This is a genomic window from Taishania pollutisoli (genome assembly GCF_014518315.1).
GTDB classification, from domain to species: Bacteria; Bacteroidota; Bacteroidia; order Flavobacteriales_D; family Crocinitomicaceae; genus Taishania; species Taishania pollutisoli.
Window position 1 is genome coordinate 213,812 of sequence record NZ_JACVEL010000001.1, and the last position, 26,527, is coordinate 240,338.

The 26,527-nt window shown below is 41.9% G+C and carries 24 protein-coding genes; 19 read left to right on the forward strand and 5 right to left on the reverse strand.

Translation table 11 applies throughout. The annotated features are described in order from the left end of the window. Position 1: 1 nt before the first annotated feature. Both H9Y05_RS00865 and H9Y05_RS00870 read left to right on the forward strand, forming a co-directional pair. Positions 2-1,111: an AAA family ATPase gene (locus H9Y05_RS00865; protein WP_163492271.1), complete on the forward strand. Its 1,110-nt coding sequence runs from the start codon at positions 2-4 to the stop codon at positions 1,109-1,111. 118 nt (positions 1,112-1,229) lie between these two features. Then, a complete protein-coding gene (locus tag H9Y05_RS00870) occupies positions 1,230-2,561 on the forward strand; it encodes a DUF58 domain-containing protein (RefSeq protein WP_163492272.1) in 1,332 nt (443 codons plus the stop codon). Position 2,562: 1 nt separating this feature from the next. On the opposite strand, the gene H9Y05_RS00875 is transcribed toward H9Y05_RS00870, so the two are convergent. The 5 genes from H9Y05_RS00875 to H9Y05_RS00895 form a co-directional block, all read right to left on the reverse strand. Next, positions 2,563-2,862, reverse strand: coding sequence for a hypothetical protein (locus H9Y05_RS00875; RefSeq protein ID WP_163492273.1), 300 nt, complete (start codon positions 2,860-2,862; stop codon positions 2,563-2,565). A 73-nt stretch (positions 2,863-2,935) separates the two neighbouring features. Further along, the gene (locus tag H9Y05_RS00880; protein ID WP_163492274.1) at positions 2,936-3,613 is read right to left on the reverse strand and encodes a response regulator transcription factor; all 678 of its coding nucleotides are present in this window, start codon (positions 3,611-3,613) and stop codon (positions 2,936-2,938) included. 11 nt (positions 3,614-3,624) lie between these two features. Further along, the gene (locus H9Y05_RS00885) at positions 3,625-4,374 is read right to left on the reverse strand and encodes a sensor histidine kinase (protein ID WP_163492275.1); all 750 of its coding nucleotides are present in this window, start codon (positions 4,372-4,374) and stop codon (positions 3,625-3,627) included. Continuing rightward, positions 4,332-4,994: a hypothetical protein gene (locus tag H9Y05_RS00890; RefSeq protein ID WP_216713242.1), complete on the reverse strand. Its 663-nt coding sequence runs from the start codon at positions 4,992-4,994 to the stop codon at positions 4,332-4,334. The genes H9Y05_RS00885 and H9Y05_RS00890 overlap by 43 nt, the downstream gene beginning before the upstream one ends. Positions 4,995-5,001: 7 nt before the next feature. Further along, positions 5,002-5,646, reverse strand: a complete 645-nt coding sequence (locus H9Y05_RS00895) for a hypothetical protein (protein WP_216713243.1) — start codon at positions 5,644-5,646, stop codon at positions 5,002-5,004. Positions 5,647-5,935: 289 nt separating this feature from the next. Between H9Y05_RS00895 and H9Y05_RS00900 the strand changes: the two genes are divergently transcribed. The 17 genes from H9Y05_RS00900 to H9Y05_RS00980 all read left to right on the forward strand — a co-directional run bounded on the left by H9Y05_RS00900 (position 5,936) and on the right by H9Y05_RS00980 (position 26,517). Then, the gene (locus tag H9Y05_RS00900; RefSeq protein WP_163492278.1) at positions 5,936-6,469 is read left to right on the forward strand and encodes a Pvc16 family protein; all 534 of its coding nucleotides are present in this window, start codon (positions 5,936-5,938) and stop codon (positions 6,467-6,469) included. Beyond that, positions 6,466-7,143 (forward strand): hypothetical protein, encoded by a 678-nt coding sequence (locus tag H9Y05_RS00905; protein ID WP_216713244.1) that lies wholly within the window; start codon positions 6,466-6,468, stop codon positions 7,141-7,143. The genes H9Y05_RS00900 and H9Y05_RS00905 overlap by 4 nt, the downstream gene beginning before the upstream one ends. Before the next feature lie 20 nt (positions 7,144-7,163). After that, the gene (locus tag H9Y05_RS00910; RefSeq protein ID WP_216713245.1) at positions 7,164-9,029 is read left to right on the forward strand and encodes a phage tail sheath family protein; all 1,866 of its coding nucleotides are present in this window, start codon (positions 7,164-7,166) and stop codon (positions 9,027-9,029) included. Between the two features lie 35 nt (positions 9,030-9,064). Further along, positions 9,065-9,514 carry a phage tail protein gene (locus H9Y05_RS00915; protein ID WP_163492280.1) on the forward strand — a complete coding sequence of 150 codons (450 nt, stop codon included), beginning with the start codon at positions 9,065-9,067 and terminating at the stop codon, positions 9,512-9,514. A gap of 18 nt (positions 9,515-9,532) precedes the next feature. Then, the gene (locus tag H9Y05_RS00920; protein ID WP_163492281.1) at positions 9,533-9,988 is read left to right on the forward strand and encodes a phage tail protein; all 456 of its coding nucleotides are present in this window, start codon (positions 9,533-9,535) and stop codon (positions 9,986-9,988) included. Next, positions 9,979-10,140 carry a hypothetical protein gene (locus tag H9Y05_RS00925; RefSeq protein ID WP_163492282.1) on the forward strand — a complete coding sequence of 54 codons (162 nt, stop codon included), beginning with the start codon at positions 9,979-9,981 and terminating at the stop codon, positions 10,138-10,140. The genes H9Y05_RS00920 and H9Y05_RS00925 overlap by 10 nt, the downstream gene beginning before the upstream one ends. Continuing rightward, positions 10,140-10,781, forward strand: a complete 642-nt coding sequence (locus H9Y05_RS00930; protein ID WP_216713246.1) for a CIS tube protein — start codon at positions 10,140-10,142, stop codon at positions 10,779-10,781. Before H9Y05_RS00925 ends, H9Y05_RS00930 begins: the two co-directional genes overlap by 1 nt. 6 nt (positions 10,782-10,787) lie before the next feature. Beyond that, positions 10,788-12,623 (forward strand): type VI secretion system tip protein VgrG, encoded by a 1,836-nt coding sequence (vgrG, locus tag H9Y05_RS00935; protein WP_216713247.1) that lies wholly within the window; start codon positions 10,788-10,790, stop codon positions 12,621-12,623. A 152-nt stretch (positions 12,624-12,775) separates the two neighbouring features. Continuing rightward, positions 12,776-13,075: a PAAR domain-containing protein gene (locus H9Y05_RS00940; RefSeq protein WP_163492285.1), complete on the forward strand. Its 300-nt coding sequence runs from the start codon at positions 12,776-12,778 to the stop codon at positions 13,073-13,075. Then, the gene (locus tag H9Y05_RS00945) at positions 13,072-13,473 is read left to right on the forward strand and encodes a GPW/gp25 family protein (protein ID WP_216713248.1); all 402 of its coding nucleotides are present in this window, start codon (positions 13,072-13,074) and stop codon (positions 13,471-13,473) included. The genes H9Y05_RS00940 and H9Y05_RS00945 overlap by 4 nt, the downstream gene beginning before the upstream one ends. A gap of 15 nt (positions 13,474-13,488) precedes the next feature. After that, a complete protein-coding gene (locus H9Y05_RS00950; protein WP_216713249.1) occupies positions 13,489-16,539 on the forward strand; it encodes a hypothetical protein in 3,051 nt (1,016 codons plus the stop codon). 1 nt (position 16,540) lies between these two features. Then, complete coding sequence (locus H9Y05_RS00955) at positions 16,541-17,281, forward strand: hypothetical protein (protein ID WP_163492288.1); 741 nt, start codon at positions 16,541-16,543, stop codon at positions 17,279-17,281. Continuing rightward, entirely contained in the window at positions 17,253-19,175 is a 1,923-nt protein-coding gene (locus H9Y05_RS00960) for a hypothetical protein (RefSeq protein WP_216713250.1), read from the forward strand. The genes H9Y05_RS00955 and H9Y05_RS00960 overlap by 29 nt, the downstream gene beginning before the upstream one ends. Beyond that, positions 19,176-22,058: a contractile injection system tape measure protein gene (locus H9Y05_RS00965; RefSeq protein ID WP_216713251.1), complete on the forward strand. Its 2,883-nt coding sequence runs from the start codon at positions 19,176-19,178 to the stop codon at positions 22,056-22,058. It begins immediately after the preceding gene. A 249-nt stretch (positions 22,059-22,307) separates the two neighbouring features. Further along, positions 22,308-24,119 carry an eCIS core domain-containing protein gene (locus H9Y05_RS00970; RefSeq protein ID WP_216713252.1) on the forward strand — a complete coding sequence of 604 codons (1,812 nt, stop codon included), beginning with the start codon at positions 22,308-22,310 and terminating at the stop codon, positions 24,117-24,119. A 5-nt stretch (positions 24,120-24,124) separates the two neighbouring features. Next, on the forward strand, positions 24,125-25,309 hold the full coding sequence (locus H9Y05_RS00975; protein ID WP_163492292.1) for an eCIS core domain-containing protein: 1,185 nt from the start codon (positions 24,125-24,127) through the stop codon (positions 25,307-25,309). A gap of 80 nt (positions 25,310-25,389) precedes the next feature. Then, on the forward strand, positions 25,390-26,517 hold the full coding sequence (locus H9Y05_RS00980) for an eCIS core domain-containing protein (RefSeq protein ID WP_163492293.1): 1,128 nt from the start codon (positions 25,390-25,392) through the stop codon (positions 26,515-26,517). Positions 26,518-26,527 lie beyond the last annotated feature (10 nt).

Here is a 26,527-nt window from a genome sequence, read left to right on the forward strand (position 1 = left end):
GATGAATGAAGATGTAAACAACAACGAACAGGAAAACGATTATTCGTCCTTCATGCCGAAAGAGAACCAGGAGCCGGAAGGCACACCTTCTGTGAATGAAGACCCTGTTGAACCGGTTTCAGAATCTTCTTCTACAGGGTATGGTTTTGAACGTGAAAACGCTGAAATTGTATGGGTTGCTCAAAAGGTAAATGAGTTGAGAAGGGAATTCTCTAACTATGTTATCGGACAGCATGAAATGGTAGAATTATTGCTGACGGGAATTTTTTCCAACGGACATATTTTACTGGAAGGAGTACCGGGCATTGCTAAAACCCTTTCTGCAAAAGTCATTGCCAAAGCACTGGATATTCAATTTTCACGGATTCAGTTCACGCCGGATATGATGCCTTCAGATGTGATCGGTACGAGTGTCTATAACATGAAAGACAGTTCTTTTATCTTTAACAAAGGACCGGTTTTCGCGAATGTGGTTCTGATTGATGAGATTAACCGGGCTCCGGCAAAAACACAATCGGCATTGTTCGAGGTAATGGAGGAACGCCAGATCACGTATGACGGGCAGCTTTATCCAATGGATTTCCCGTTCCTGGTGGTCGCTACACAAAACCCGGTTGACCAGGAAGGAACTTACAATCTTCCGGAAGCACAGTTGGACCGTTTCCTTTTCAAGATTAAGATCACCTACCCGGATTTGAACCAGGAGGAAGAAATTCTGTTCCGCTACAAAAACCAGATTAAATCAACTGATCTGAGTGCAATCAATAAGGTGTTCTCCGTAACGGATATTCACAAAGTGCAATCAATTGTGGAACAAATTATTGTAGAAGAGCATCTGTTGAAATACATTGCCGCACTTGTTCACAAGACACGAAATCACGGGAATGTGTACCTGGGAGCTTCTCCCCGCGCTTCTCTTTCTTTGCTGAAATCGTCCAAAGCACTGGCAGCAATCAGAGGTCGTGACTTTGTAACACCTGAAGACATTCAATTCCTGGCTCCTCACGTGTTGAATCACCGTTTGATCTTAACTCCTGAGGCCGAAATGGACGGAACAACAACGGAAGAAGTAATCGCAGAGATTATTGAACAGGTGGAAGTGCCGCGGTAGTGAGATAGTGGAGAGTTGAAAGTGAGAAATTATAAATTATCAAATGCCGGCAACAGGGTTTCTTGTCATGAGGTTTTGATAACTGATAATTGAGTCATTGATAATTAAACATTGATAATTGAAAGTTATTAGAAACATATATTTGAGCAGGCTGTTCTTTCTGTTGTTTTTTGCAGGAGTGCTTTTATTTGCCTTGTCTTCGGTTGCGGAATGGTTGCTGTATCCGGCACAAATCGGCTTGTTGTCACTAATCGGACTTACACTGATCGATGCAATTCTTGTGTTCTCGTCGACTTCTCCCGTAGCATTGAAACGCCAGGTGAATGAACGCTTGAACCTGGGAGACAAGAATACGGTGAAACTGGAAGTACTCAATACCACCAATCAGCCGATTTCCTTTCGCCTGTACGAAGGGTTTCCGGTAGAAATGCAGGAACGCAAACTGTTTTTCTCAGCGATCATCGCATCCGGAAAAAAGCGGGTATTCTCGTACGAATATATCCCCAAACAACGGGGAACTGTTCAATTCAACGATGCTTTTTTTATCATTTCATCTCTGTTTCACCTGGTTATGCGAAGACACGAAGTCCCCAGCAGTCAAACCATTGGTGTCTACCCTTCCGTGTTGCAGTTGAAGAAGTATGAATTACTTGTTTTTCATCAGCAAAAAATCAATTCAGGGATCAAGCGGTTACGGCGGCTTGGAAACAACAGTGAGTTTGAGCAAATTAAAGATTATGTGCAGGGGGACGAGGTAAAAACGATCAACTGGAAAGCGACCAGCCGGACGGCGAACCTGATGGTCAACAAGTACCAGGAAGAAAAATCCCAAAGTGTATTCTGTGTATTGGATAAGAGTCGCTCGATGCAAATGGAATTCGAGGGATTGTCACTGCTGGATTATTCCATCAATTCCATTCTTGTATTGAGTAACATCATGTTGAGAAATGGTGATAAAACAGGGTTGATTACATTTTCCGACAAGATGGGGATCCAACTTCCGGCTGAAAAGAGTAAAGGACAAATGCGGTTCATCATGGAAGCGTTGTACAACCAAAAAACGGAGTTTAAAGAACCCAATTACGAGTTGCTGTATCAAACCATTCGCAGAACGGTAAAGACACGGTCGTTGATCGTTCTGTTTACGAATTTTGAAACAGAAGCAGCCATGAATCGTGCCTTACCTGTCTTGCGAAAAATCAATCAAAAACATGTCTTGGTGACTGTTCTGTTTCAAAACAGCGACCTGGAAACACTAGCATTGCAAAAACCGGAAAGTATGCGGGAGATTTACCAAACCATTGTCGCAGAACAGATGTCTGAGTTAAAGTCTAAAATTGCCTTTCAATTGAAGCAAAACGGGATCCAGACAGTACTTACACTGCCGGAAAACCTGTCCTTGCAATCCATTAATAAATACCTGGAATTAAAAGCAAAAGGAATGCTGTAGATCAGAAATTATCGATCAGATCCTTTTGTTCTTTCTCTTTTTGAATCACGTTCTTTTTAGCGGTATTCAGCAGCATCCAATACGTGACACCCACAGCGATAATTCCCGAAATCAATCCGACTACAATCATGGAAAGCGTATCATCCAATAAACCGGGAGAGACTATTCCGATAATAAATCCGGCAATAAATTGTCCTGCAAAATAAGACAGAATGCCAATAATCACCCATAAGGCCTTGTTCAGTTCGTGCTGTACCGCTGCGCGATAAAATAACACGCCAATAATCGCTGCTAAAATCATAATGCTAATATAACAAAAAAGAATATGCAGGAGCAATTCTTTTCATTCGTTCGGAATCTCGCAGTTATGCTCCCTAAATGGGAGCAATGTCTTCAATTTCAATAATGTTATTCTGCAATGCGTAAATTACCAATCCCACCACATTTTTAGCTCCTGTTTTGGTAAATAAACTGTTTCGGTGCCCCTCTACTGTCTTTGTGGTGATAAACAACAGTTCTCCGATTTCTTTAGCGGTTTTCTGCAAGCAAATCAGTTTCAGCACGTCGACTTCCCGTTTTGACAATTCAGATTCGTCATTCAATGCCGGTTTGGGGGATTTGGAAGAAATTTGCTCGCGTACTTTCGCTACCTGGTCATCGGTGAAATAAATTCCCTGGTGGTGTACGGTATTAATAATCTGTCGCAGGTGATCCGGGGAGATTTCCTTGGGAACAAATGCCGCTGCTCCTGTTTTGAACAGAAATCCCATAAATGAATCCTGGTAAAAAGAAGAGATGACAATGATTTTAATTGCCGGAAAGTGAACTTTCAGGTGTTGAATGGTATCGATACCGTTCATTCCTTTCATTTTCAAATCGAGCAGCAATACTTGCGGAATAATGGCATCGGGTCGGTTGAGTTGTTCGATCAGTTCTTCTCCGTCGGAAGCTGTAAACAGGATATCATATGTCCCTGAATTTCCCAAAAAGTCTTTCAGAAGCTGAGAAATCAACTTATCATCATCGGTTATTGCAACAGATATTTTTTCCATACAGTTTGAATTTACAGGTGAAAAACAAAAATTGAAACCGTTCCGTTCCGTCCCGATTTCACTTTATAAACACCATTCAGATACATCACTCTCAATTCAATATTTTTTAATCCCAATCCTTTCGGTCCCTGCTGCGCATCAAATCCTTTCCCGTTATCCCGCAGGACGATACAGACATTCTTTGTTGTCACCTTCAAACCGATAAAAATTCCGGTTGCAGCAGCGTGTTTGTAGGTATTTGTCAACAACTCCTGTATGATTCGTGTAATCTGAAGTTTTAATTCACTCGAAGGGGCAGCAGTTGATAAAATCCGTTTGTAAAACGAAATAGAAAAGTGACTGTTCCAGGCACTGAGGATATTCACGACCACGTCTTCCAATTCCATGAACTCAAGCATCGGGGGACTTAAATCATGTGAGATTCTCCGTGCTTCCGTAATGCTTTCTTCCAGGATTGCGTCCGATTGTCGGGCATCGTATTGCAGTTGGTTTTTCAGGCGCAGCGCGGTCAGTTTGCCGATCAGAGAATCGTGCAAATCCGCGGCAATCCTGTTTCGTTCCCGTTCCTGGACGATGACACTTGTTTCGATTAATTTACGCTGGTAATCCAATTTCAGCTGTGATGCCTGTAACTGGCTTTCAACTTGTTTCTTAAAATTGACATAAACAAGTTTGATGATTGAAAACGTAAGAATGGCAACCGCGACAAATGCGATGATTATCCACGTCGCAATTGTTTTTGCTTCGAGCCATTTTTCCATATCTCTATAAGTATGAATGTATACAACAAGATCGTCAATAACAGATGAACGCACCAGAAATAAAACTTAAAGGATTCGGGCACATTAATCAGGAAGTTAACCGGTAGAAAGAAAATCAGGCTGACGGAAAAATAAATAATGAATACTGAATTGTATTTCAATAAAGCAGGATCAATCTGCTCTTTTTTCAAAATTTCAAATAAAAAGTCAATCGCCATCAACAGAATCACAAACGAGCTCAAGGTCTTGGAATACATCTGAAATTCTTCCGGTGTAACTTGAAAAAGCAGGTACACCTCACTTAAAATATATACAGCCGCTCCGGCTGTCAGGAGCACATGTTTAACCCTGTTTCTGCCAAAAAAGAATTTTCGGTAAAAAGCAGAGAAGAAGAGCAACTCCAGCAAACTGAATACGACAAAAAAGATCAGGTTATTACCCATCAATGCTCCGGCAAAACGGCTGGCGATATCCGTAACGAGGCAGATTCCCATGTACAACAGAAAGTACCTGTATCTGGATTGTAAAAAAGGATAATAATACACCCCGAGAATCAGCCCCAGTGACAGTATCACAGGGGCCAGGGACGTCAATAAACTCAACAGCCTGAAAAAGCTCATGCAAGGTTTAATTTTCGCTACCTAAAAAATCACCCGTTAACAAATAAAAACTGCTCATAGGAGCAAAATCAAACGGGGGAACAGGCCGCACCACATCATAAAACACCTTGTGAACAGCTTCGTATTCAACTGTCACCAAATCTGCGACACGGTTATCCGGCGCATCTTCTTTGTCTTTCAGGGCAAAAAATGTTTCGTATTTAACATCTGTCTGAACATAAGATGCCGGCATGTTATACGCCATAAACATTCCTGTTGCGCTTTTCATTTGAATCTTCGCCCAATCGAGACGATTTTTTGCCCAGCTTTCAATTCTGTGTAGTGCTTCTTTCTCCGGAATTGTATCCGGGGGAGTATTTGAAAGCTGCCCCAGCGGACATTGGATAATTGCATCGTAAAGTTCTTTTTTACTATCCTGTTTCTTGTCTTTGTCTTCCGAAATAAGAAAAATGTAACATGCATTTGTTTCAGGATGAACGCCCGGATAAACGTGAAAGTTTTCTACTTGTTCAGGATTGCTTTTCTGAAAAACATAAGAGGGGGCCGCATTCAGGAACATTTTAACTCCTTCATAAGTCGTTCTGATTTTCTCCCAGTTTTTAATGCAATCACTTATTTCCGTTAAGGAGAGAGGCGTAGTACTTAATTTCATAGTTTGGATTATTGATGTTAATAAATCTAAGTAATTTCAATCGTGCCAAAGTTAAAATTTTAAAAGGAAAAGTTAAAATTTTAAACATAAAAATACCCAGTATCAAGATTTTAGTACTGCGAATAGCACATAATTAGTTTGTTAAATCCCGATTAAATTTTGTCTCTGTCAAAAATAACAGGCTGACAGGGTAAACACTCATTTTACAAAATCAGGTATTTCCTCCCTCAGCCATCAATCAGTTTTGATTCATTTTTGCAGAAGACTACAATCCAGAACAATTACTACGATGATTTCAGCGATTCTACATAAGATCAGTACAATCCTCAATGATAATATCAAGTTATCTTTCCACCTCAAACAGGATCTTGTAAAAATACAATCTGTTGACAGCAATGCAACAGAAGGACACATTGCTATTTCAATCGCCAATATTGAACGGGATACTTCTGCCGGAATTTCATTTAACAGGAAAAGCCTTTCTACAAGTCACAGTAGTCTCGGAAATCCATCCTGGCAGATCAATTTTTACATTCTCATCGCCGTGGTCTTTCCGAAAAAGCAATACGCCGAATCGCTCAAACTGATTGCCGAGATGCTGCGCATTTTACAAGCCAATCACATCATTTCATTTGATCAGTCCGGGGCTCAATATACACTGGAACCGGTCAATACCTCCTTCCAGGAATTATCGAATCTCTGGAGTATTTCCGGTGGTACCTACTACCCTTCTGTTCTCTGTAAAGTCAAAACATTACAAATCGATGGTGATTCCATTATGCAGTTGGATACTGCAGTTAAAGAACGGGAGATCAACTTATGAGTTCATCTGAAAGCTATACAACCATCCTTCGGATTCGTGTCGGTCATGACTACTATGACGAACAACCGGTTCCGGTGGAATTACAACCGGAAGATCCGTATGTATTTACGAAATATAACCTGCAGTTGAAACGCACGAATAACACCTGGAACTTGTTCGGAACAGCAGCAAAAAGGGATGAGTTGAGAAGTGATTCGGAGGCGCTGGTATTTCTGATTAAACCGACAAATCCCGCTTATCATTTCGTTTCACAGGCACTGGATGTCAATTGTCCGGATTACGAAGTACTTGAAGATGCGCTTGTGAAAAAAATTCGGATTTCCACGAAGGAGGAACTGGTCAACATCCGGATCAGCGCGGTAGCGAAGTACTACGAATACATTTTATTTCCAAAAAAACTCGAAGAGGAGCAACTTATCGAAATCATAGACGCTGCGAAACTGGTAGAATTTGAAGCGCCTCAATTTACCTTCTGGGAAAACGGAGAAAAAGTAATCCGTTGCATCAGCAAGGAAAAAATAAACCTCAGCAGGAAAAACAAATCGCAATTCAGTCTTGTCGAACGATCAACATATGGAGAACGAATTTTGTTAAACAACATGATTATTCCTAAGCCAAATAGTGCATCACTATACGATCCGCATCAGGCAATTACGGCTTTTTATACAGTATAATAATTAAAACCAATGAATATATGTGTGCAATGAAAACTCCCGGGGTATACGTCGTTGAAAAAAACGCTTTCCCCAACTCCGTTGTAGAAGTGGCAACAGCAGTACCTGCATTTATCGGGTACACGGAAATCGCCAAAAACGGAAGTAAATCTCTCTTAGACACTCCCTGGCGTATCAGTTCCTTAGCGGAATATGAGCAGTACTTCGGTGGAGCTCCTAAACCCGAATTCAAACTGGAAAAAAATAGTGATCCGGATCTTATCACCAGTATTTTCGTGGATAAGGATACCGTTAAAATAACTCTAACGTTCCTCTATGGGAAACTGGCATTGGTCAAAAAAACAGTGGCGGATCTGGAGAAAATTAATGCCGCAAAAGCAAAAGATACAACCAGTGAAAAGAATTATCAACCATTAATTGACAATGCAAAAGCTAAAGTAAAGGAAGCTGTTGATTCACTTCAAGAGTTATTAAAAGTGTTCAGCGATAGCTTAACAGAGGTTTATGACGATAAAAACGTAATTGTAACAGAAACCGGAAGTTTGATCGCCTCACTGAAGGATGACATTGCAACAACGGAGGCTGTAAAAAAGATTGATCAGGCATTCAATGAATTGTTATTAGCAATAGATATTGAATCCGTTCCATCACAATATTATACCCTTTCCAGAGAAGACAACTACAACCTCTACTATCACCTGCGTTTTTTCTTTGCAAACGGAGGCGGGCCTTGCTACATCGTTTCTGTAGGAAAGTATGGACAGGATCTTGAAAAAGATAAACTGGAAAAAGGAATCTCCTTACTATTAAAAGAACAGGAACCAACGATTGTACTTGTTCCTGAAGCAGCTTACCTGGAAAACCCACAGGATTGCTACGACATTCAGACAGCAGTTCTGAGACATTGCGGAGGTGACATGAAAAATCGTGTAGCCATACTCGATGTTTACAAGGGACATCAGGACAGAAATCACGAGGACGGAGATGTAGTAACAAGTTTCCGGGAAGCAATCGGGACAGAATTCCTCGATTTCGGAGCCGCTTACTATCCATGGCTGAACACCTCCATCGTTTCGGAAAACGAGATCAGTTTCAAAAATTTGCTTGGTAGTTGGGAAGCGTTGAAACCGCTGTTGAGTGTTCATTCCATCTATCTCAAATCGTATATTGCAGACCTGCAACGCGTGGTTACGGCAATTACCGATAAAAAACAAACCGATGCAAATGAAGAGATTACACTTCACAAGGTATTCTCCAAACAAAGCCCGATCTATGCATCGATCATCAAAGAAAAATTACAGCAACTGAACCTCCTTCCACCTTCCTCTGCTATGGCTGGAATTTATACCCTGGTCGACAGTACAAAAGAGGTCTGGAAAGCACCTGCAAACATCGGACTTTCAAATGTAATCAGCCCTACGGTAAATATTTCGCATGTCAACCAGGAAGATCTGAATGTACCGTTGAACGGAAAAGCGGTGAATGCCATCCGTTACTTTGTAGGAGAAGGAATCAAAGTATGGGGAGCACGTACACTGGACGGGAACTCACTGGATTGGAGATACATCAATGTACGCCGTACAATGATCATGTTGGAAGAATCCATTAAAAACGCAACAAAAGCATTCGTTTTTGATCCTAACACTGCCAATACATGGGTAAGTGTCCGCAGTATGATCAACAATTTCCTCAACGGAATCTGGAAACGCGGAGGACTTGCAGGAGCAATTCCGGATGATGCGTTCAGTGTTCACATCGGACTGGGAGAAACAATGACTCCTGAAGATATACTGGAGGGAATCATGCGCATCACGGTACTGGTTGCAATTGTCCGTCCGGCGGAATTCATTGAAATCACGTTCCAGCAACAAATGCAGAAAAGCTAATTCATTCAATTAATAATCATTAAAAAACAGAAATTATGGCAGGAGAAGCACAAGATAATGTATGGCCGTTGCCGAAGTTTTACTTTCAGGTAAAATTAGGAGATACGGAAGTGGCCTTCCAGGAAGTTTCCGGATTGGATATCGAAGCACAGATTATTGAGTACCGCCACGGTAACAGCAAAGAGTTTTCGACTATTAAAATGCCCGGAATCAAAAAGTCAGGAAACGTAACGCTGAAAAAAGGTGTGTTCGTGAAAGACAATGCGTTCTGGGATTGGTTCAGTCAAATCAACATGAATACCATTGAACGGAAAACCGTTGTCATCAGCTTGCTGGACGAAGGCGGAAATCCGACAATGGTCTGGACACTTAACAATGCATGGCCGACTAAAATTACCGGGACAGATATGAAGTCGGATGGTAATGAAGTCGCTGTAGAAACCATAGAGGTCGCACACGAAGGTCTCACAATCGCAAATAGTTAAAATAGATAAAAAAAGAAGATGGCTGCTACATTCAATTGGGATCTGCCTGTTGCATTCTACTTCCAGGTACTCATGCAGGGAACCGAGTTTTCATTTAAAGAGGTATCGGGGTTAACAACCGAACTCGAAACGGAAACAATTTCGGAAGGAGGAAACAACGACGCCGTATATGTAGTTCCAAAAAATATAAAACACGGCAATCTGGTATTAAAAAGAGCCTTAAAACCATTCAACCGGGATGATGTTAAGTGGCTGTCTTCTTTTTTTAACGGAAGCATTTCCTTCCCGATTTCAACCATCTCTATTACCGTTAATCTACTAAGAAGTGACGGAACTCCTGTTTATTCATGGAACTGTCACAATGCCTACCCTGTAAAGTGGGAAACTGAACCGCTGGACGCTGAAAAAAACAATGTATTGATCGAAACGCTGGAATTAACTTACACATCAATTGAGCGGGTGCCATGCCAATAGTCATTAAAGAAATACAGGTGAAAACAACCGTGGTTAAAAACCAGGTGAAAGATACTGTTCGCAAGGATGAATTGATACAATTGAAAAAAGAATTGATGAAAGATATGAAAGATTATCTGCATCGGGAATACATACGAAAACATGAACGTTGATGGCTGATAAAATCAAAATAACCAGTGCCTATGACAGTGGAGGAAGTGCCGGGTTTGTCACGCAAATCAATCCGGCATCTGTGAAGATCGGGAAAAAGATTTCCTATGAAAAGATTCAGTCCATGGTCAGTGATGAGTACATCTCACGGTACAAAAATCACGAACCCTCAACCCTGTCATTCGAAATCTACATGGACGATACCGGAGCTATTCCCGCCAGCGACGGTTCTTCCATTTTACAACGGATTGAACAACTCGAAACGGCCGTCTATACCATCCAGACAGAGTCAAAAGAACCCGGTTATGTGGTACTCGTCTGGGGAACGCTCATCTTCCATGGAAGAGCCGAGTCAATTGATTACGATTACAGTCTGTTTGCGCCGGACGGGACTCCGTTAAGAGTGAAAATTTCTTTGTCGTTCGTCGGATCATTTGAAAGCAGTTCTTCCCAGGGAACAGGAAACACACAAGCGGCAAGTACCGTCACCTTTACCTCCGGAGATTCCCTCGCCGATTATTGCGACAGCATCTATGGAGATGCTTCCTATTGCGCCGACGTAGCCATGGAAAATGGTCTGGACAGTATTCGCGGTATTTTACCCGGGACAATCATTGCGTTTCCTTCCAAATCACGAACATAACAGCCTATGAGTCAGAGCAGCGGTTTTACAGCATTTTCAGTCTACGATGAACAACCGGGAGAAGGAGTTCTTACCGTAGCTATCTATATCAATGGGAATCAGTTGGATTCCAAATACAGGTTGTCTTCCGTCTGGGTACGGAAAGAAGTTAATAAAATCGGTAAAGCGGAATTGACCTTCAAGGCATGGAGTACCATTGAAAGCGGGGAAGACACGGACAGCGACAATGAAGAGTTTACACCCGGAAATTCCATTCGTATCGAAGCAGGTTACTTGAATACAACTACCGAAGCAAGTATTTTTGAAGGAATCATCATTTCCCAGCAACTGGAAATTGAACTAAAGGGAGAAGCGACACTGAAAATCGAATGCAGGGATTATTTTTACCCGGCAACGATTGTACCTAAAACCACTGTTTTTTCCAATGTAAGCGATCAAAAAGTGATCACGACCATCGCCGGAAATTATCAACCGGTCAGTGCAACCATTGGCAGCACCTCCACTACGCACACAGAACTACCACAGTACAATACCTCCGATTGGGATTTTATGCTTCAGCGTGCACGGATCAGTGGGTTTTGTATCATAACAGAAGGAAAAGAAGCAACGATTGATCAGCCGGATGTATCTGCAAGTCCTGTCTATACATTCTCATTTGGTGACAACATTATCGGGATCAAAGGGAAAATGCAGGCCTCCAAACAGCTTTCAAAAGTACAGGTACTCGCCTGGAACAGCAAAGAACAAAAACTCGTTAGTGTCAGTGTGGACAACAACACCGTCACGGATAATGACCAGGGAGGCCTCACGGCAGATGAACTGGCTGAAAAAATAGGAAGCAACGAGTTAACACTGCAAACAAGTGAATACATTGATGATGATTCACTGAAAAAATGGGGAGCGGCCAAATTATTGGAAGAAACACTCAAACGGGTACAGGGCGACATCAGCTGCAAAGGTACCGCTGTCATTACCGCCGGATGTATGGTTTCTATTGAAAATGTGAGTAAACACATGGATGGAAAAGCATTCTGCGGTGCTGTTGAGCATGAAATCAAAGACGGAAGTTGGCAAACCACAGCTTCCATGGGGTACCAGGATGAAAATACAACGGGAGCAGCAGGCTCTAAGAATACAGAATCCAATGATAACTCGAACAAGATCAGTGGACTTCAAATCGGGAAAGTAGCGCAGATAGAAGAAGATCCATCCAAAGAGTACAACATACAAGTAGAGATTCCACTCTTTAAAAGTGATGAAGTCAATAAGGTTTGGGCACGATTAGCCACCTTTTGGGCAAGTAAGCAATACGGAGCTTTCTTTATCCCGGATGTCGGTGACGAGGTGGTCATCGGATTCTTTGATAATGATCCGGGAAAACCGGTTGTCCTGGGAAGTGTATACAGCAGTAACCAGGCTCCCGCAAATACAATTGAAAAGGAGAATAAAATACGGAGTATTGTCACCAAATCAAAACTGAAACTTGAATTTGACGAAGATAAAAAGGTAATTACCCTGCAAACACCCGGGAATAATAGTCTTGTGATCAGCGATGATGGAAAGAGCATTACACTTACGGATCAAAACAGCAATAAAATTGCCATGACAACAAGCGGTATTTCAATAGAATCTTCCAAAAGTCTGACATTAAAAGCACAAACGAATATTTCCATTGAAGCAGGAACGGAAGTGGCCATCAAAGGCCCGTCTGCTGTCAACATTCAGGGAGCAAATATTGAAGCAAAGGCAGATATTGCCTTTACAGGAAAAGGAAGCGCTTCCGCAGAATTATCCGCCGGAGGACAAACCGTTGTCAAAGGTGCCATGGTGATGATCAATTGATCCGCAATAACAAAACAACCGAATCGCTATTTTACTAAAAATAACTACTTCAATCATCAATTTATCCATTGATAACTGATCATTGAACCATTAATAATTGATAATTGATAATTGAACCATTGATAATTAATAACTAAATAAAACAACACTCTATGCCACCAGCAGCACGAATAACAGATATGCACATATGCCCGATGGTTACTCCGGGACTCCCTCCTATTCCGCATGTCGGAGGACCGGTAACGGGACCGGGTGTTCCGACCGTACTGATCGGGAAAATGCCGGCATCCGTCATGGGAGATCTATGCACTTGTACCGGTCCGCCGGACAGCATCGTGAAAGGTTCTGCCACGGTTCTGATCGGCGGGAAGCCAGCTGCACGCATGGGTGATACATGTGCGCATGGCGGAACAATTGTATTGGGATGTTTTACTGTAATGATTGGAGGATGATGAACAACAACGATTTTTTAGGAATTGGCTGGGAATTTCCCCCTGCGTTTGAAAAAAAAGGTGTCAGGCTGGTTGAAAGCAATACCGATATCCGGGAAAGTCTGCGGATTTTACTTTCCACCACGCAGGGAGAACGCATTTTTCGTCCGGAGTACGGGTGTAACATTCGCAGATGGGTGTTCTCAAAAATGACACTCTCGGAACGAACATTAATTACGGACACCATCAAACAAGCTGTTAAAAAAGGAGAACCCCGCATTGTACTGAACCAGGTATCAGTAGAAATCAAAGATGCGTTGGAAGGAATTTTATGGATCAACCTGGACTATACAATTATAACAACAAATACACCGGACAACCTTGTATTTCCTTTCTACTTTAAAGAAAGTATACGCTAATAAGTAAACTGAACAATGGATGGATTAAACAGACATAGCAGATCTGACAGGATTCAATCTTTAAGATATCCTGCGGTACTGGATAACAACGTCAAAACGTTGTTGAACCGGTCTGTCATGATTGCTTCTTTCCTTCGTTACTATTCAGGAAAACTCTCTGATCAACTGCCGGAAACCTATTTTGATGCGTTGCTGACCGATTGGAGGGATGGAATGACCATTGCCGAAAAATACCACGCCGGACTATCAGAAGGAGAAACGGAACCTTCCTGGAGTGTTCTGATCAATTTCATTGAAAACCTGAATAAAACTGCCGAACAATTCAATCTTCGCTGGCAGGAATACCCGGAATGGTACCTCCGGTCTGTTTTGGGAGTTCAACCACTTCCGGTTATCGGAGACAAGGTATGGGTGGTGTTTGAAAACAACGGACAAGAGCCTGTTGTCATTCCTGAAAACACCCGGTTCAAGGTCAGCAGGGAAAAAAATAAAACCTATTATTACCAACTGACAGAAGAAGCAGAGGTACACAATGTACGCCTCGAAAAACTGTTTTTACTGCACTTCAACAAAGACAAACGCCCTGCCACCGATTCTCCGTTCATTAAGTCCATCCGGTTAAATGAACTGGAACTTCAGAACGACCAGATTACAACGTATAAAAACAAAGATACAACAATCGGCATCCGGATCAGCTCTCCTCTGTTGGTGCTGAGAGAGGGAGTTCGCACCGTAAAAGTTACCTTTTATCCCCGTAACGATCAATGGAATGATCAAGTAAGTGAAAACAGTACACTCACCTCTGCATTCAAATTATACATCAGTACAGAAACCGGCTGGGAATATATCCCTGAATACATGGTCAAAAAAGAACGTGGAAAACTAAAAGTCCTGTTCACTCTTCCGGATTCTTTTCCTGCCCTTACACCTTGTTCGTACGAAGTTCATTCATTCCAATCCGCATATCCGGCATTAAATGTCTGTCTGAATCTCGATTCCGACGACTACGTCAATGCTTCACTGGAAATGATTCAGCTTAGCCATATTAAGCTCCGGTCCGAAGTAAAAAATGTCACCAACCTGCAAATTTACAATGAGCTCGGGAAAATTGACAACTCCAAGCCATTTGTACCTTTCGGAATGACGACAGAACGGGGCGCCTGGTTCACGGTGGGAAATTATGAGATAAATATCAAGCCGACAAAAACCGTTACCCTCAACTTTGAATGGGAACAATTGCCGGAACATCCATCCGGGTTGAAAGGACATTATTCAGATTATCAAAAAAACATTGCCAATCATTCATTTGAATTAGCCGTCAACTATTTATCTGACTTTCAATGGAAGCCTGTTCGGGGAAGAACAAAATTTCCGTTGTTTGCTTCCGAAAAAGGGACCGATTTGCTCGCAACAACAAGCAGCATAGGTCCCATCGATGTTGAAAAAATGGCAACAATCACCATCGACGAGCAGGAATACAGCTATTCTCTGCAATCCCGGAACGGATTTTTAAATTTTTCGCTCTCCAATCCTGAAATGGGCTTCGGAGAAAGTGTCTACCGGAGAATCTTTACCGAACAGATGCTGAGAAATGCCCGAAAAAAGAACAAATATCCTTCGATTCAACCTCCTGTTCAACCGGTATTGAAACGGATTTCACTCAATTACGAAGCAGAGGAAATTATTGATATACGCACACATTCAGACGAAAGCAGGTCCTCCGTTTCTGCCATCATTCCTCTGGATGAAATTGCTGTGAGTGGTCATGATGTACCTGAAACTGTTTCGTTTATCCCGGAAATGCAGGAACGCAACTTGCTGCTGGCGTTGTCAAACGTTCAGGAAAACATGTTACTGACTTTGTTTTTTGATGTTTATGCCAACGAACATGAGGATCTGCAACAAGATTCCATTCGCCGGCAACGGGAAAAAATCAGACACGTCAGGTTGTACATTGGCAACCCGCATTATTGGGAGCGGATGCCCCTTTCGTTTACCCGAAAAGATGAAACGATTGCTTTGCTCATTAGCGGATGTATGCAGATGCAACTTCCCGAAACCCTTTCCCCGCAATTGTTTGACAGCAATGGGCTACTCTGGATACGCATCGGGTACAACGATGTAGATGATGTCAATTTCCCGGATATCAAAGCGGTGTACACCAATGCTGCACAATTGGAAATGATACTTCCTGAATACGAACAGGAAGACCTGATTGTGAACTGTGAAACAGGAGATCTAACGGAAGACGTCCTCATTCCGGGGCTGAATAAAATCAGGAGAATTACTCCTTTTTACGATGGCCGGTCCGGGGAAGATGCGCATAAAAAACTGATGCGGATGGCTGAATATGCCGCGCACAAAGGAAGAGCGGTTACTCCAAGAGACTATGAACGGTTAATTATACAAGCATTTCCGGAAATTGCAAAGGCAAAATGCATTGTCAACAGGAAAGGATCGGACGCGACACTTCACATTGTGGTATTACCTGAAAAAAATATGGCTGACAGGAAAATACATCCGCTGACACCTCCGCATTTACTGTTTAACATCGAACGCTATATCCGAAACCTGGCTTCTTCCTATGTAAAGGAAATAACAATTCTCAATCCTGTTTATGAAGAAATTATTATTCGTTGCAGAATCGAATTAAAGGGATATTTTTCAGTAAAGCGACGAAAATTGCTGGCACAACGAATAAATGAATTCATCGCCCCCTGGCGATACATGGATCAATTACCGCTCTTCGGGTATGCTGTTAACCTGGAAAAAATGCACGACGCGATTATAAAAGAATTCGGGACGTTGATCTCCATCTCTGATTTTTCGGCCATCCGGATTGAAAAAAACAACGGGGAATTCATGCTGCATGACTTCATCTGTAAAAAATCGGGAGTGTTCTATGAAAACTACGTAATTCATCCCTCAGAGGCACATGGTGTACTTGTTCCATCGGATGATCATATCTTCTACTGGGACAATGATATTATCCCGGATGAATTCGGAATCGAAGAAATGAGCATCGGTAAAAACTTTATTATTTCCAATAAGAAAAAACACAAATGATATGGCTGTACGCGGAAGAAAAATATTGAAAGATTTTTTTAGCAACGGAAAGCGACCTTCCCAACAGGAGTTTGAGGATCTGATTGATTCTTCTGTCAACATCCTGGATGACGGTTATTCCAAAAACGGGAAAGATGGCTTGAAACTCGCCCCCAAGAACGACAGCAATGTACTGTTGTCCTTTTGCCCGCAATCCGGAGCGGAACCTTCGTGGGTATTTGCGATCAACGAGACAGAAGACTTGTTAATCGAACGAAAAAAAGCAGATAATCATACGACAACGGAAAGAAACACGCCTTCGCTTTTGCTTACTTCTCCGAAAACCATTGTCACCGGAGACATTGAAATACAAGGCATTAAAAAAGGAACTCCGGTGTCAGATAAACTGAAAGAATCATTAAAAGCGGATGGTAAATGGCACGATATTACCGAAGACCTGAATGGCATGTACGCCATGGAAATTGTCGCTACGATATGCGGAGAAAAGGGATCGGGGGAATATGCCGTACTTCTGGCATGGGCTACTCAATGTTACGGAAGCCAAAAAAAGGTAAAACCGATCGGTTCCCACTACGGGTTCTGGGGGCATAAACTAAAACTGCGCTGGCACCGACAAAAAAATCAATCGTACCGCCTGCAAATCAAATCGCGGTTGCAATATAAAAACTGGAAAAACTTAGCGATCGATTGTCACATATCATACCTGCACAAATATGAGAGAAGTATTTCTGAAAAAGCGTAAAAAGGACGATAACTATTACAGCGAACTCCAGGACACAACACGGAAACGGCTGGAAGAGTTAAGCGGAAAGGTCTGGACGGATTTTAACATTCACGACCCCGGAATTACTATTTCCGATTACCTGAATTATGCATTGTATGATTTACATTACCGGTTCCGGTTTCCCCTGGAAAATTACCTGTTCGACTCGACACATGAAAACAACTACGCCGAAAAGGGGTTATTTCCGAGAACTGACCTGTTTACAACAACTGAGAATAGCAAAGAACACACCCGAAAAAGTATTGTAACAGAAGAAGATTATGAAGAGCTGCTGCTCAAAAAACATTCAGATCAACTAAGCAGATTGTCGATCCGGTTCAATAAACAAACCCGTCACTATGACATGTTTATCCTTCCGAATGAGCAATTTGCAGCTGCAGGCCCGCAACCGGAGCTTGAAGACACCATTAAAGCAACCTACCACCAGTACCGCAACCTCGGAGAAAATATCGGAATGATTTATTACGACTGGAAGCAACTGGAAAAACGAGAATTGTATGAACAACGGAAATACACGAAAAAACCAACCTACGAGTTTCCACTCTTTGATGATCCTTCTCCGGAACAAGGCTATCCTGTAAAACCATTTGTCCCTGATTACCATTCTATTCAATACGATTTTCCTGAAAATTACGGAATCGGGGAACGGGGAATTCCACATCCGGAAGACAAAGATTACCAGCTAAAAGTGTTGCAGCTGAAAGCATACCTGCTCATTTTCGATCACCTGATGGCAGATCAGTTGCAACAGGCACAAAACACAGCAACCTTATTTGAACTGTCTGAGCAGCTTCCGGAAGAGCGGATTCCTGATGTACACATTGTTGAAGGAGAACACATCATTGATCTTTCCAAAAAAGCCCTTGTTACGAAACAGGAAAAACAGGATCAATTTTACCGGTCTCAGAAATTCCGGTACCTGAATCTGTTGGACATGCTGTACGGAGAAAATACACGTACATTGTTCGGAAAGAAAGACCTTGCTGCTCTCAATCAAAAGCGGGCGAAACTATTGCAATCGCTCCCCAAACTCAATGAATTTCGTTTTCGTTCGTTTAATATCAACGAGCCACATAGCATCCCGGTTGTTCAACAGATTCTGGAAGAAGTAGAGAAAGAACATTTTCAAAGCCATCACCTGTACAACAAACACATACGTGTCATCACAGATGATTTGTTTTTCAACAGATACCGGTTTTTGCTTGGAACCTCTTTGGACCAACTGCGGGAACAAAGAGGAATAGAGAATCTGCCGCTCTCTGAAGAGCCTGTACACTACTACGAGGAAACATCCTTTGAACTACTTCATTTCCACATCAACCTGGTATGGTATGGAGTCATACCTGAAAGTTTTTTAAAGTACGGAACAGATCCGGCAAATTATAAAATTGCAGCAACTTCAGAAGAATACCTGTTATTGTTCTTTCATCCGGAACGGGAAGTCATCATCAATATGAGCCTGTTCAGCTCAGACAAAGAAAAGCTCATCGAAGCCGCCCACCTGTTTATAGCGCTTTTAACCCGGATGAAAGTAAACGGATATCAGCAGGCATTTTATTTTGTGGAACATTTATTACTCGACCCGGAAGGGGAAAACAAGAATCTGGTTTCCATTATTATTCCGGAACAATTACAGCGTAAAGAACTGGAGCAACTGATCCGGGAACGACTCCCGGCACACCTGCAACTGACACTTTATTATGTCTCACCTGAAGCACTGGAGAACTTTCATACGGTATATTTCAACTGGAGAAAAGCACTTGCCGGTCAGGGAGACAGAAATTTGTCTTATTACGCAGGAGCGTTGAATTTTTTCTTGCAATACATCGAAAAATCCGCCAAACACATTTAAATGAATCAGGTACAGAAAATAGCGTTGAATTTTTCAGGAGAAGATGAATCTTTCTTCCGCTCACTCTATGCCGACTGGGATCATTACTGGACAACCCGGCTGGAACGGGCAACAGAGCGTGTATTGGAAAAATACAATGATGCTACTTTGTTGGTGGAATTGGATGTGCTTGATCTTGAGTTGGGAGCCATTCGTGAAGCTGATTTTGAAACCCGGTTTTTACCTGCATATGAGGAGCAACTTGAAAATGCGTTGTTGAAACAACTCTATGGGCGTGAAACAACTGTTGTCAGAAAGAAAAAGGTACAAAAAAGCAAATCGGAATTGCTGTTTTATTTCCTGCTGCACGGTTCCTTTCCGTGGAATGCCGATTCCCGCAGGACTGATCTGAACACACTGTTTCTGGAAGTAGCGGCTACAGAAAGTAACGCGCTACGAACATTTTTGCAAACCTACGGGCATTACACCAGTCTTCAACAACGACTTGTCTTCCAATTTGATGAAACCGTTTTAAGAGAAGGAGTCCGGCTCGTAGCACCGGGAGAAAGTCATTTCATTTTGTCATATATCACTTTTGTACAATCCAAACACCAGCAACTCCGTTCTCCACAAATCAGCAGAACTCCACATTACCAGGCTGTCTGGCAGGTCGTCTATGCTTATTTACTGACCAACAGAAGTTATTTTTTCAATAAAAAAAGTTTCCTGGAACAAACGATCCGGCAATTGGCCAACCGGTACCTCATCACGTACCCTGTATTGCTCCAACTATTATTGCTGAACAATCAACAGGGAGCTACCATTCCTAACGAGCTATTGAAGTTGCTGAGAATGCTGAAAAAGGAAGAAGCACACAGCATCCGTGGAGACAGTAACTGGAAGAAATGGATTCCGATATTGGTAGCAGCAGAGCGTATGTCACCTGAATTTCTACCGGAGGAACGCACCCTTCTTGTAAAATTATTGCGTAGTGATCGAAATTACTTACTCCTTCGCTTGCTACGCGAATCACAAATTCTGAAACTGGTTGAAACAGTGGCGCCTCAACACCATCCTTTTGTTAAAACATACGCCAAAGAATTGGATCAACAAAAAGAACAAGGAATGCTGCAAGGAAAAGCAGGTGGTGAATTCCGATTGGTAAAATGGCAGATTATATTCCCGATTTTACTGCAAAACACAGGGGCAGGATTCAACCGGCATCAGTTCGTTGAACGGGTATTGAGAAAAGTGGCCGGGCATTACAATCTGAAACTGGTTGACTTGTTGTACTACTTGATGACAGATACAACCATTGCTGTGACAGACCGTAAATTGGCACATATTTTCTCAGAGTTGTACCTTCGTCTTAAAGCTAAAAAAGAAATCCGCAAGAGTACATCTGCAAGCAGTATTCCCGACATTATTCGTGCTTTATCTAAAAAACAAGAGCTCTCTTTTGAAGTGAGAAACGAATGGTTGGCAGTATTAAAAAACGAAGCAGGCAGGAACAAATTATTGCAACAGTTATCGGAAAAAGAACACCGTCAGCTCATTCGTATACTGTATCAGGCGGAAAGTCCTTTTATTTTGTCCTATGCAACCGCCATTGAGCAACAAAAAAATAAAGGCTTGCTGCAGGGAAAAACATCCGGAAATTTCAGCACGTTGAAATGGCAGTTCATTCATGCAGTTATACTGGAACCGCACCAGCAGGTATTCAACAAACGGTATTTCGTAGAACAGGTTCTGCGGAAAATGGCAGCACACCACAACCTGAAAACCGAAGAGCTGATTGCGTTTTTTTATACTGAAACCAATCAAAATGGAATCACGCTACCGTTTGAACTAATCAATCTTCTGAAAATGCTCTATCAGGAAATGATTCAGAAGCAGCAACACAACAATCAACAACAAGTAATCCCGGAAATTTCCGAAGAAACACCTGATAAAATAGCTGAACGAACAGCAACAGAACGCCTGTTGATCCATTATTTCGGAGACGACAAGCAACTGGCGGTGTGGATTCGAAGGTTGGCACAACACACCGATTTTGTCCGCTTTGCAGAACCACTGCTCCAAATCGAAGCAGAATTGCGTCAGTTTATTTCTACACAGTTAAAACAGACAATTGACAAGCGGCAATTGTTACTGATCTTGCTACGAATGTCAGGAAACTATGCATCACTCAATAAAGCCGCTATTCTGCATAAAATAATAGCGTTCCTGTTCAATCAATTAACCGATAAACAGCAACAGGATCTATTTCAAGATCACCTGGAAAAATTAGCGCTACGCAACGACTTATTGAAAAAAAGCCTTGTGCTTTCTACGGATTCAGAAGAAAAAATACTGACAGGCGAAACGGAAAAAAGGGAGGAAGAATTCCTTTCCGAAGGAGAGGAGCAACCGCTGTCGTTCATCAGCAATGCCGGATTGATCCTGCTGGCACCCTTTCTGCCACAGTTGTTTCGTATGCTGCAATTAACGGAAAATGGTGCTTTCAAAAACCGGGATGCAAAAATCAGGGCTATTTTCCTGATGCAATACGCAGTGTTTAAAACGACCGAATTTCCAGAGTATGAATTACAACTCAACAAGTTGTTAACCGGCTTCAAAACAGGTATTCCGTTGCCACGCTCTGTTGAATTGACCGAACAGGAAATGAAAACAGCGGATGGTATGCTACAAGGTGTTGTGCAACACTGGAACAAAGTGAAAACCATTGACGGACTGCGGGAAGGATTTTTACAACGGGAAGGGAAACTGGATGACACAGGAGAAATCATTGAATTAATTGTAGAAACGAAAGCCTTTGATATGCTTCTGGATGCCGTACCCTGGAATTTCCGCACGACGAAGTTCAGTTGGATGGAGAAGACAATACACGTGAAATGGAGGTGAGCGGAGTGAATATTGAATGATGAATTGAAAGTGGGAATGAGTGTAATTATCAAGTATGAATTATCAAATGTTGGTAATAGAATTTCTTACTACGAAGCATTGATAATTGAACATTGATAATTGAACATTGATAATTGAACATTGATAATTGATAATTGATAATTGATAATTGATAATTGATAATTGATAATTGATAATTGATAATTGATAATTGATACTTGATACTTGAAAGCTATAAATAAAATGGGGATGAGAACAGCTATCAAAAACAAAAAAGGGACGCAAGTGATTCAGTCTAAATCCAGGGCGAAGCATCAGGGTTCGCATGATTCCATTCTTCAGAACTATAAAGATAAAACAGCTCAACTCCAATCAGTAAACGAGGAAGAGTTATTGCAGGGGAAATTCGATACTGCCCAACGAATGGGAATAGACGAAGAAGAACCCATTCAGGAAAAGTTCGAAACAACACAATTAGCAACGGAAGAGAAAGAACCACTTCAACGACAACCCAATAATACGGGTTTGCCAGACAACCTGAAAAGTGGTATTGAAAACCTATCCGGATACAGCATGAACGATGTAAAAGTGCATTACAATTCGTCACAACCAGCTACCTTACAAGCACACGCCTATGCGCAAGGAACAGATATTCACGTAGCACCGGGTCAGGAGAAACACTTACCACACGAGGCCTGGCACGTGGTGCAACAAAAACAAGGGCGGGTGAAACCGACAATGCAGATGAAAGGAAGGGTTCCCGTAAACGATGATGTGGGATTGGAGAAAGAAGCAGATGTGATGGGCGCGAAGGCAATGCAAGGTAATTTTGCACACGCATTACCAACAACGAATCCGGTGCAACAAGCCACTGCCTCTTTTCAATTGCAACCTGTCGTACAACGAGCTTTGGGGTTTGAATTCGAAACAGGTTGGAAAATTTGGGATTATACTCCTGTAAAAATCTGGGAAAAATCCGGAAAACAAGGGGAAATCCCCAATCTCCGGCCATTGAGTAAAAAAGAAGCTATTTATGACGGAGCAGGTTTTAAAGTCGAAGCAGACGAGGCTGGTGGCGGAGAAGCGGAGATGGAATTCATTATCCATCCACCTGTAGATGCCAATGTTCCAGGGAAACAAGAGTTGTTTAGCCGTATGACATATATGACCGTCCTGGGAGCCAAGATCATTCGGGCAGCCAATAATTCCGGAGGAAATTTGTTCCGTTTAAGTACTGCCACAAACGATAGTTTCCATGAAAAATTTGTCGTTCAACCACTTCCAAATGAATTAGAAGCACGACCACAGGTAACTGCGGGAATTAGCCTGGGGAAAATTCCGGAATTGGAGAATCAACAGGGAACAAAGGACTTACATCCGATGTTTAATCATACCAAAAAGACAATCAAAAGCCATAAAAACAATGTGGGGGACCTTTCCAATTATCCGCCTTTTGATGTGACACCTATGAGCGATGAACTCAAAGGGCTGTTTATTTTAATGGGATCCTATATAAGCAATGGAGAACAAGCTATTTTCTATCCAAAACAAATTGCAGATAGTTCACTACTCGCCCGAACCGATTTTGCACGATTGTATAAAATGATCCCAGAGAATGAGCAGTTATTTTTCAAGAAAAATCCGGCACTCTGGGTACGTTATGCGCTCATTGCCGCAGGGGTAGATCATGGTGAAAGCAACAAGCCTGTGATTGGAAAAGTTTGGACAGATGAGAAGATGACCAATCGAAAACCGATTGGTCCAAGTCGTGAAAAATGGCTTACATTTATTCGTTTTGGATATGATTTGCTCAGTGCAGCACATCATAAAGAATATAAATCGACCTACCAGGGAACCGAAGATGAAGGAACCGGAAAAGAATTAGAAAGCCTTGGAGAATTGGGAAGTAAAACAGAAAAAGTAGGAAGCGAACAGAAGGATGGTGGAATTTTTGAATTCCGTAGTGCTGCATTAGCAAATAAAACCGGTATCCTTCCACTACTCGATTGGCAGCCTTTTACACGGAATACGATGGATTATTTTGTAGAACTCGAAAAATAATGCTCATGAAAACAACAGCACAACAGTTAAAACAGCAGACAGACGCTCCATTTCAGGCAAAAGCAAAGAATCAGGGAGCACACAGTTCCATTCTTCAGGCTTATAAAGGCAAAACAGTCCAACAACAGTCTACGCGTGAGGAAGAACTGTTACAAGGGAAGTTTGAAACAACTCAATTAGCAACAAAAGAAGAAGAAGAAACACTTCAACGTCAACCCAATAACACGGGTTTGCCTGACAACCTGAAAAGTGGCATTGAAAACCTGTCCGGATACAGCATGAACGATGTAAAAGTACATTACAATTCGTCACAGCCAGCCACCTTGCAGGCACATGCTTACGCCCAGGGAACGGACATTCATGTAGCACCGGGGCAGGAAAAACACCTCCCGCATGAAGCCTGGCACGTAGTACAACAAAAACAGGGACGTGTGAAACCAACACGGCAGATGAAAGGGAAAGTTAACGTAAATGATGATATGGGATTGGAGAAAGAAGCGGATGTGATGGGCGCGAAGGCAGTGCAAATGAAATCGGGCCAATCGACATTACCGGTTTATCAATTTGTTACACAAGATGATGTCGAAGCTGTTATTTCTGATAAAATAGGCGTAAAAAGTCAAATAGACAGCTATGGAGGATTGTGTGGAGGTTGGTCAATATCGTTATTAAAAGAAAAGGACGGATTGGAAATATGGAAACAATTTGAAAAGCTATATAATGACGGTGATTTAGTCGGGAAAAATATAACTAAACCTATGATTAATTACTTTAAAAAGGTAATGAAAAATCAATATATTTTAGACCTGTCAGATTATATGAATTACGATGATGATGAACGGGAAGAGCGGGAAGTAGGAATCGCAATATTAGGAACTGCTTTAGATAGTGTTGGTCTAAATGCAAAACCAACGATAGATCGTAATGCAGCAAGGTATAACGTAGATGAATATCAAATCAGAGATCAAAAGCAACTATCAGACATAAAAGAAATGGTTATGAGTCATGGTGCTGTTTTAATAGCAACAGACACCCATTTCATGTCAATAAAAAAAGTAAGCGATAGTAAATTCTTACTGTCTGAGACGAATAAGACCGGATATGATACTAAGACATGGACCGGCGTGGTCAAATCTCTCAAAGATGAACTGATAAGTAGTGATTATGTGGTACACATAAAATATATGTAAAACGACACATAATTAATATCTGATTCTACTCGAATAGCATACTGAATCTATGCGAAAAAGAAACAATTAATAAGCAAATTATGAAAACCGGAACCCAACAAACAAGAAGCAGGCAGGAAGTATATACCAACGCACAGAAACAGAATTCCATGGGAGGTATTCTTCAAACCTACAAGAATAAAATCGCCCAAAGAATGGAGCCAGACGAAGAAGAACTACTCCAACGACAGCCCAACAACACAGGTTTGCCCGACAACCTGAAAAGCGGCATTGAAAACCTTTCAGGTTATAGCATGAACGATGTAAAAGTACATTACAACTCTTCACAACCGGCTACTTTGCAAGCACACGCATACGCTCAGGGAACGGACATTCATGTAGCACCGGGACAGGAAAAACACCTACCGCATGAAGCCTGGCACGTAGTGCAACAAAAACAAGGTCGGGTGAAAGCAACCCGGCAGATGAAAGGGAAAGTTAACATAAATGATGACGCGGGGTTGGAAAAAGAGGCGGATGTGATGGGAGCAAAGGCACAAAATAGTTCATTGACATCTGTTCAACGAAAATTAAAAAATAGTTCAGGGGTTCCCATGATTCAGAAATATTCGGAAACAAAACGCTTCAAAACATCTGAAAATGATCACTATCGGGTTGATAAATCCGGTAAAGATGAAATTGGAGTAAAAGACGGAACTGCCGTACCTAGTCCTGCAAATTTGATGACAAATACCGGGAATACATGGTATGGATTTAAGCGCTATCAATACACCGGTCAATATGAAAATGATTGTTTACAATTTGCACAGCATTTAGCACGAACAATAGCCAACTTAAACAATGGAGAAATGTTCAAAGTTACAATTGCCGGAATGCCTATGGATTTTGCCGTTAATAATTCACACACGCAGGCAGCAGATGATAACTTCGGACCAAACGAGACAACAAATCCCTCTATTGGAGAAGCTTATTCAACTGTTCCAAAAACAGGAGCTGTTCTTACCGGGTGCTCCTTTCATATTGCAACAGTAGTTGCCAAAGACGGAGGTGACAATATTACCTGTGAAGCTGATGCAGGAGATGTCGGAAGAATGGCTCCGGTATTTGACATGTATAACACAAATATCTCGTCCAATGCTACTTTTCATGCGACCTATAAAGCAGCTTATGGTGGTGATCTGGCAGTAACCGGTAAGTTATCACTTTAATTAAGGATAT

Bases quoted from the DNA above. Each gene is read 5' to 3' on its own strand.
- H9Y05_RS00925 (WP_163492282.1), top strand. From the start codon at position 9,979: ATGCCAATAGTCATTAAAGAAATACAGGTGAAAACAACCGTGGTTAAA.
- H9Y05_RS00865 (WP_163492271.1), top strand. From the start codon at position 2: ATGAATGAAGATGTAAACAACAACGAACAGGAAAACGATTATTCGTCC.
- H9Y05_RS00970 (WP_216713252.1), top strand. From the start codon at position 22,308: ATGAGAACAGCTATCAAAAACAAAAAAGGGACGCAAGTGATTCAGTCT.
- H9Y05_RS00905 (WP_216713244.1), top strand. From the start codon at position 6,466: ATGAGTTCATCTGAAAGCTATACAACCATCCTTCGGATTCGTGTCGGT.
- H9Y05_RS00875 (WP_163492273.1), bottom strand. From the start codon at position 2,862: ATGATTTTAGCAGCGATTATTGGCGTGTTATTTTATCGCGCAGCGGTA.
- H9Y05_RS00945 (WP_216713248.1), top strand. From the start codon at position 13,072: ATGATGAACAACAACGATTTTTTAGGAATTGGCTGGGAATTTCCCCCT.
- H9Y05_RS00895 (WP_216713243.1), bottom strand. From the start codon at position 5,646: ATGAAATTAAGTACTACGCCTCTCTCCTTAACGGAAATAAGTGATTGC.
- H9Y05_RS00885 (WP_163492275.1), bottom strand. From the start codon at position 4,374: ATGGAAAAATGGCTCGAAGCAAAAACAATTGCGACGTGGATAATCATC.
- H9Y05_RS00955 (WP_163492288.1), top strand. From the start codon at position 16,541: ATGGCTGTACGCGGAAGAAAAATATTGAAAGATTTTTTTAGCAACGGA.
- H9Y05_RS00950 (WP_216713249.1), top strand. From the start codon at position 13,489: ATGGATGGATTAAACAGACATAGCAGATCTGACAGGATTCAATCTTTA.
- H9Y05_RS00920 (WP_163492281.1), top strand. From the start codon at position 9,533: ATGGCTGCTACATTCAATTGGGATCTGCCTGTTGCATTCTACTTCCAG.
- H9Y05_RS00890 (WP_216713242.1), bottom strand. From the start codon at position 4,994: ATGAGCTTTTTCAGGCTGTTGAGTTTATTGACGTCCCTGGCCCCTGTG.
- H9Y05_RS00975 (WP_163492292.1), top strand. From the start codon at position 24,125: ATGAAAACAACAGCACAACAGTTAAAACAGCAGACAGACGCTCCATTT.
- H9Y05_RS00980 (WP_163492293.1), top strand. From the start codon at position 25,390: ATGAAAACCGGAACCCAACAAACAAGAAGCAGGCAGGAAGTATATACC.
- H9Y05_RS00880 (WP_163492274.1), bottom strand. From the start codon at position 3,613: ATGGAAAAAATATCTGTTGCAATAACCGATGATGATAAGTTGATTTCT.
- vgrG (WP_216713247.1), top strand. From the start codon at position 10,788: ATGAGTCAGAGCAGCGGTTTTACAGCATTTTCAGTCTACGATGAACAA.
- H9Y05_RS00930 (WP_216713246.1), top strand. From the start codon at position 10,140: ATGGCTGATAAAATCAAAATAACCAGTGCCTATGACAGTGGAGGAAGT.
- H9Y05_RS00965 (WP_216713251.1), top strand. From the start codon at position 19,176: ATGAATCAGGTACAGAAAATAGCGTTGAATTTTTCAGGAGAAGATGAA.
- H9Y05_RS00915 (WP_163492280.1), top strand. From the start codon at position 9,065: ATGGCAGGAGAAGCACAAGATAATGTATGGCCGTTGCCGAAGTTTTAC.
- H9Y05_RS00910 (WP_216713245.1), top strand. From the start codon at position 7,164: ATGTGTGCAATGAAAACTCCCGGGGTATACGTCGTTGAAAAAAACGCT.
- H9Y05_RS00940 (WP_163492285.1), top strand. From the start codon at position 12,776: ATGCCACCAGCAGCACGAATAACAGATATGCACATATGCCCGATGGTT.
- H9Y05_RS00900 (WP_163492278.1), top strand. From the start codon at position 5,936: ATGATTTCAGCGATTCTACATAAGATCAGTACAATCCTCAATGATAAT.
- H9Y05_RS00960 (WP_216713250.1), top strand. From the start codon at position 17,253: ATGAGAGAAGTATTTCTGAAAAAGCGTAAAAAGGACGATAACTATTAC.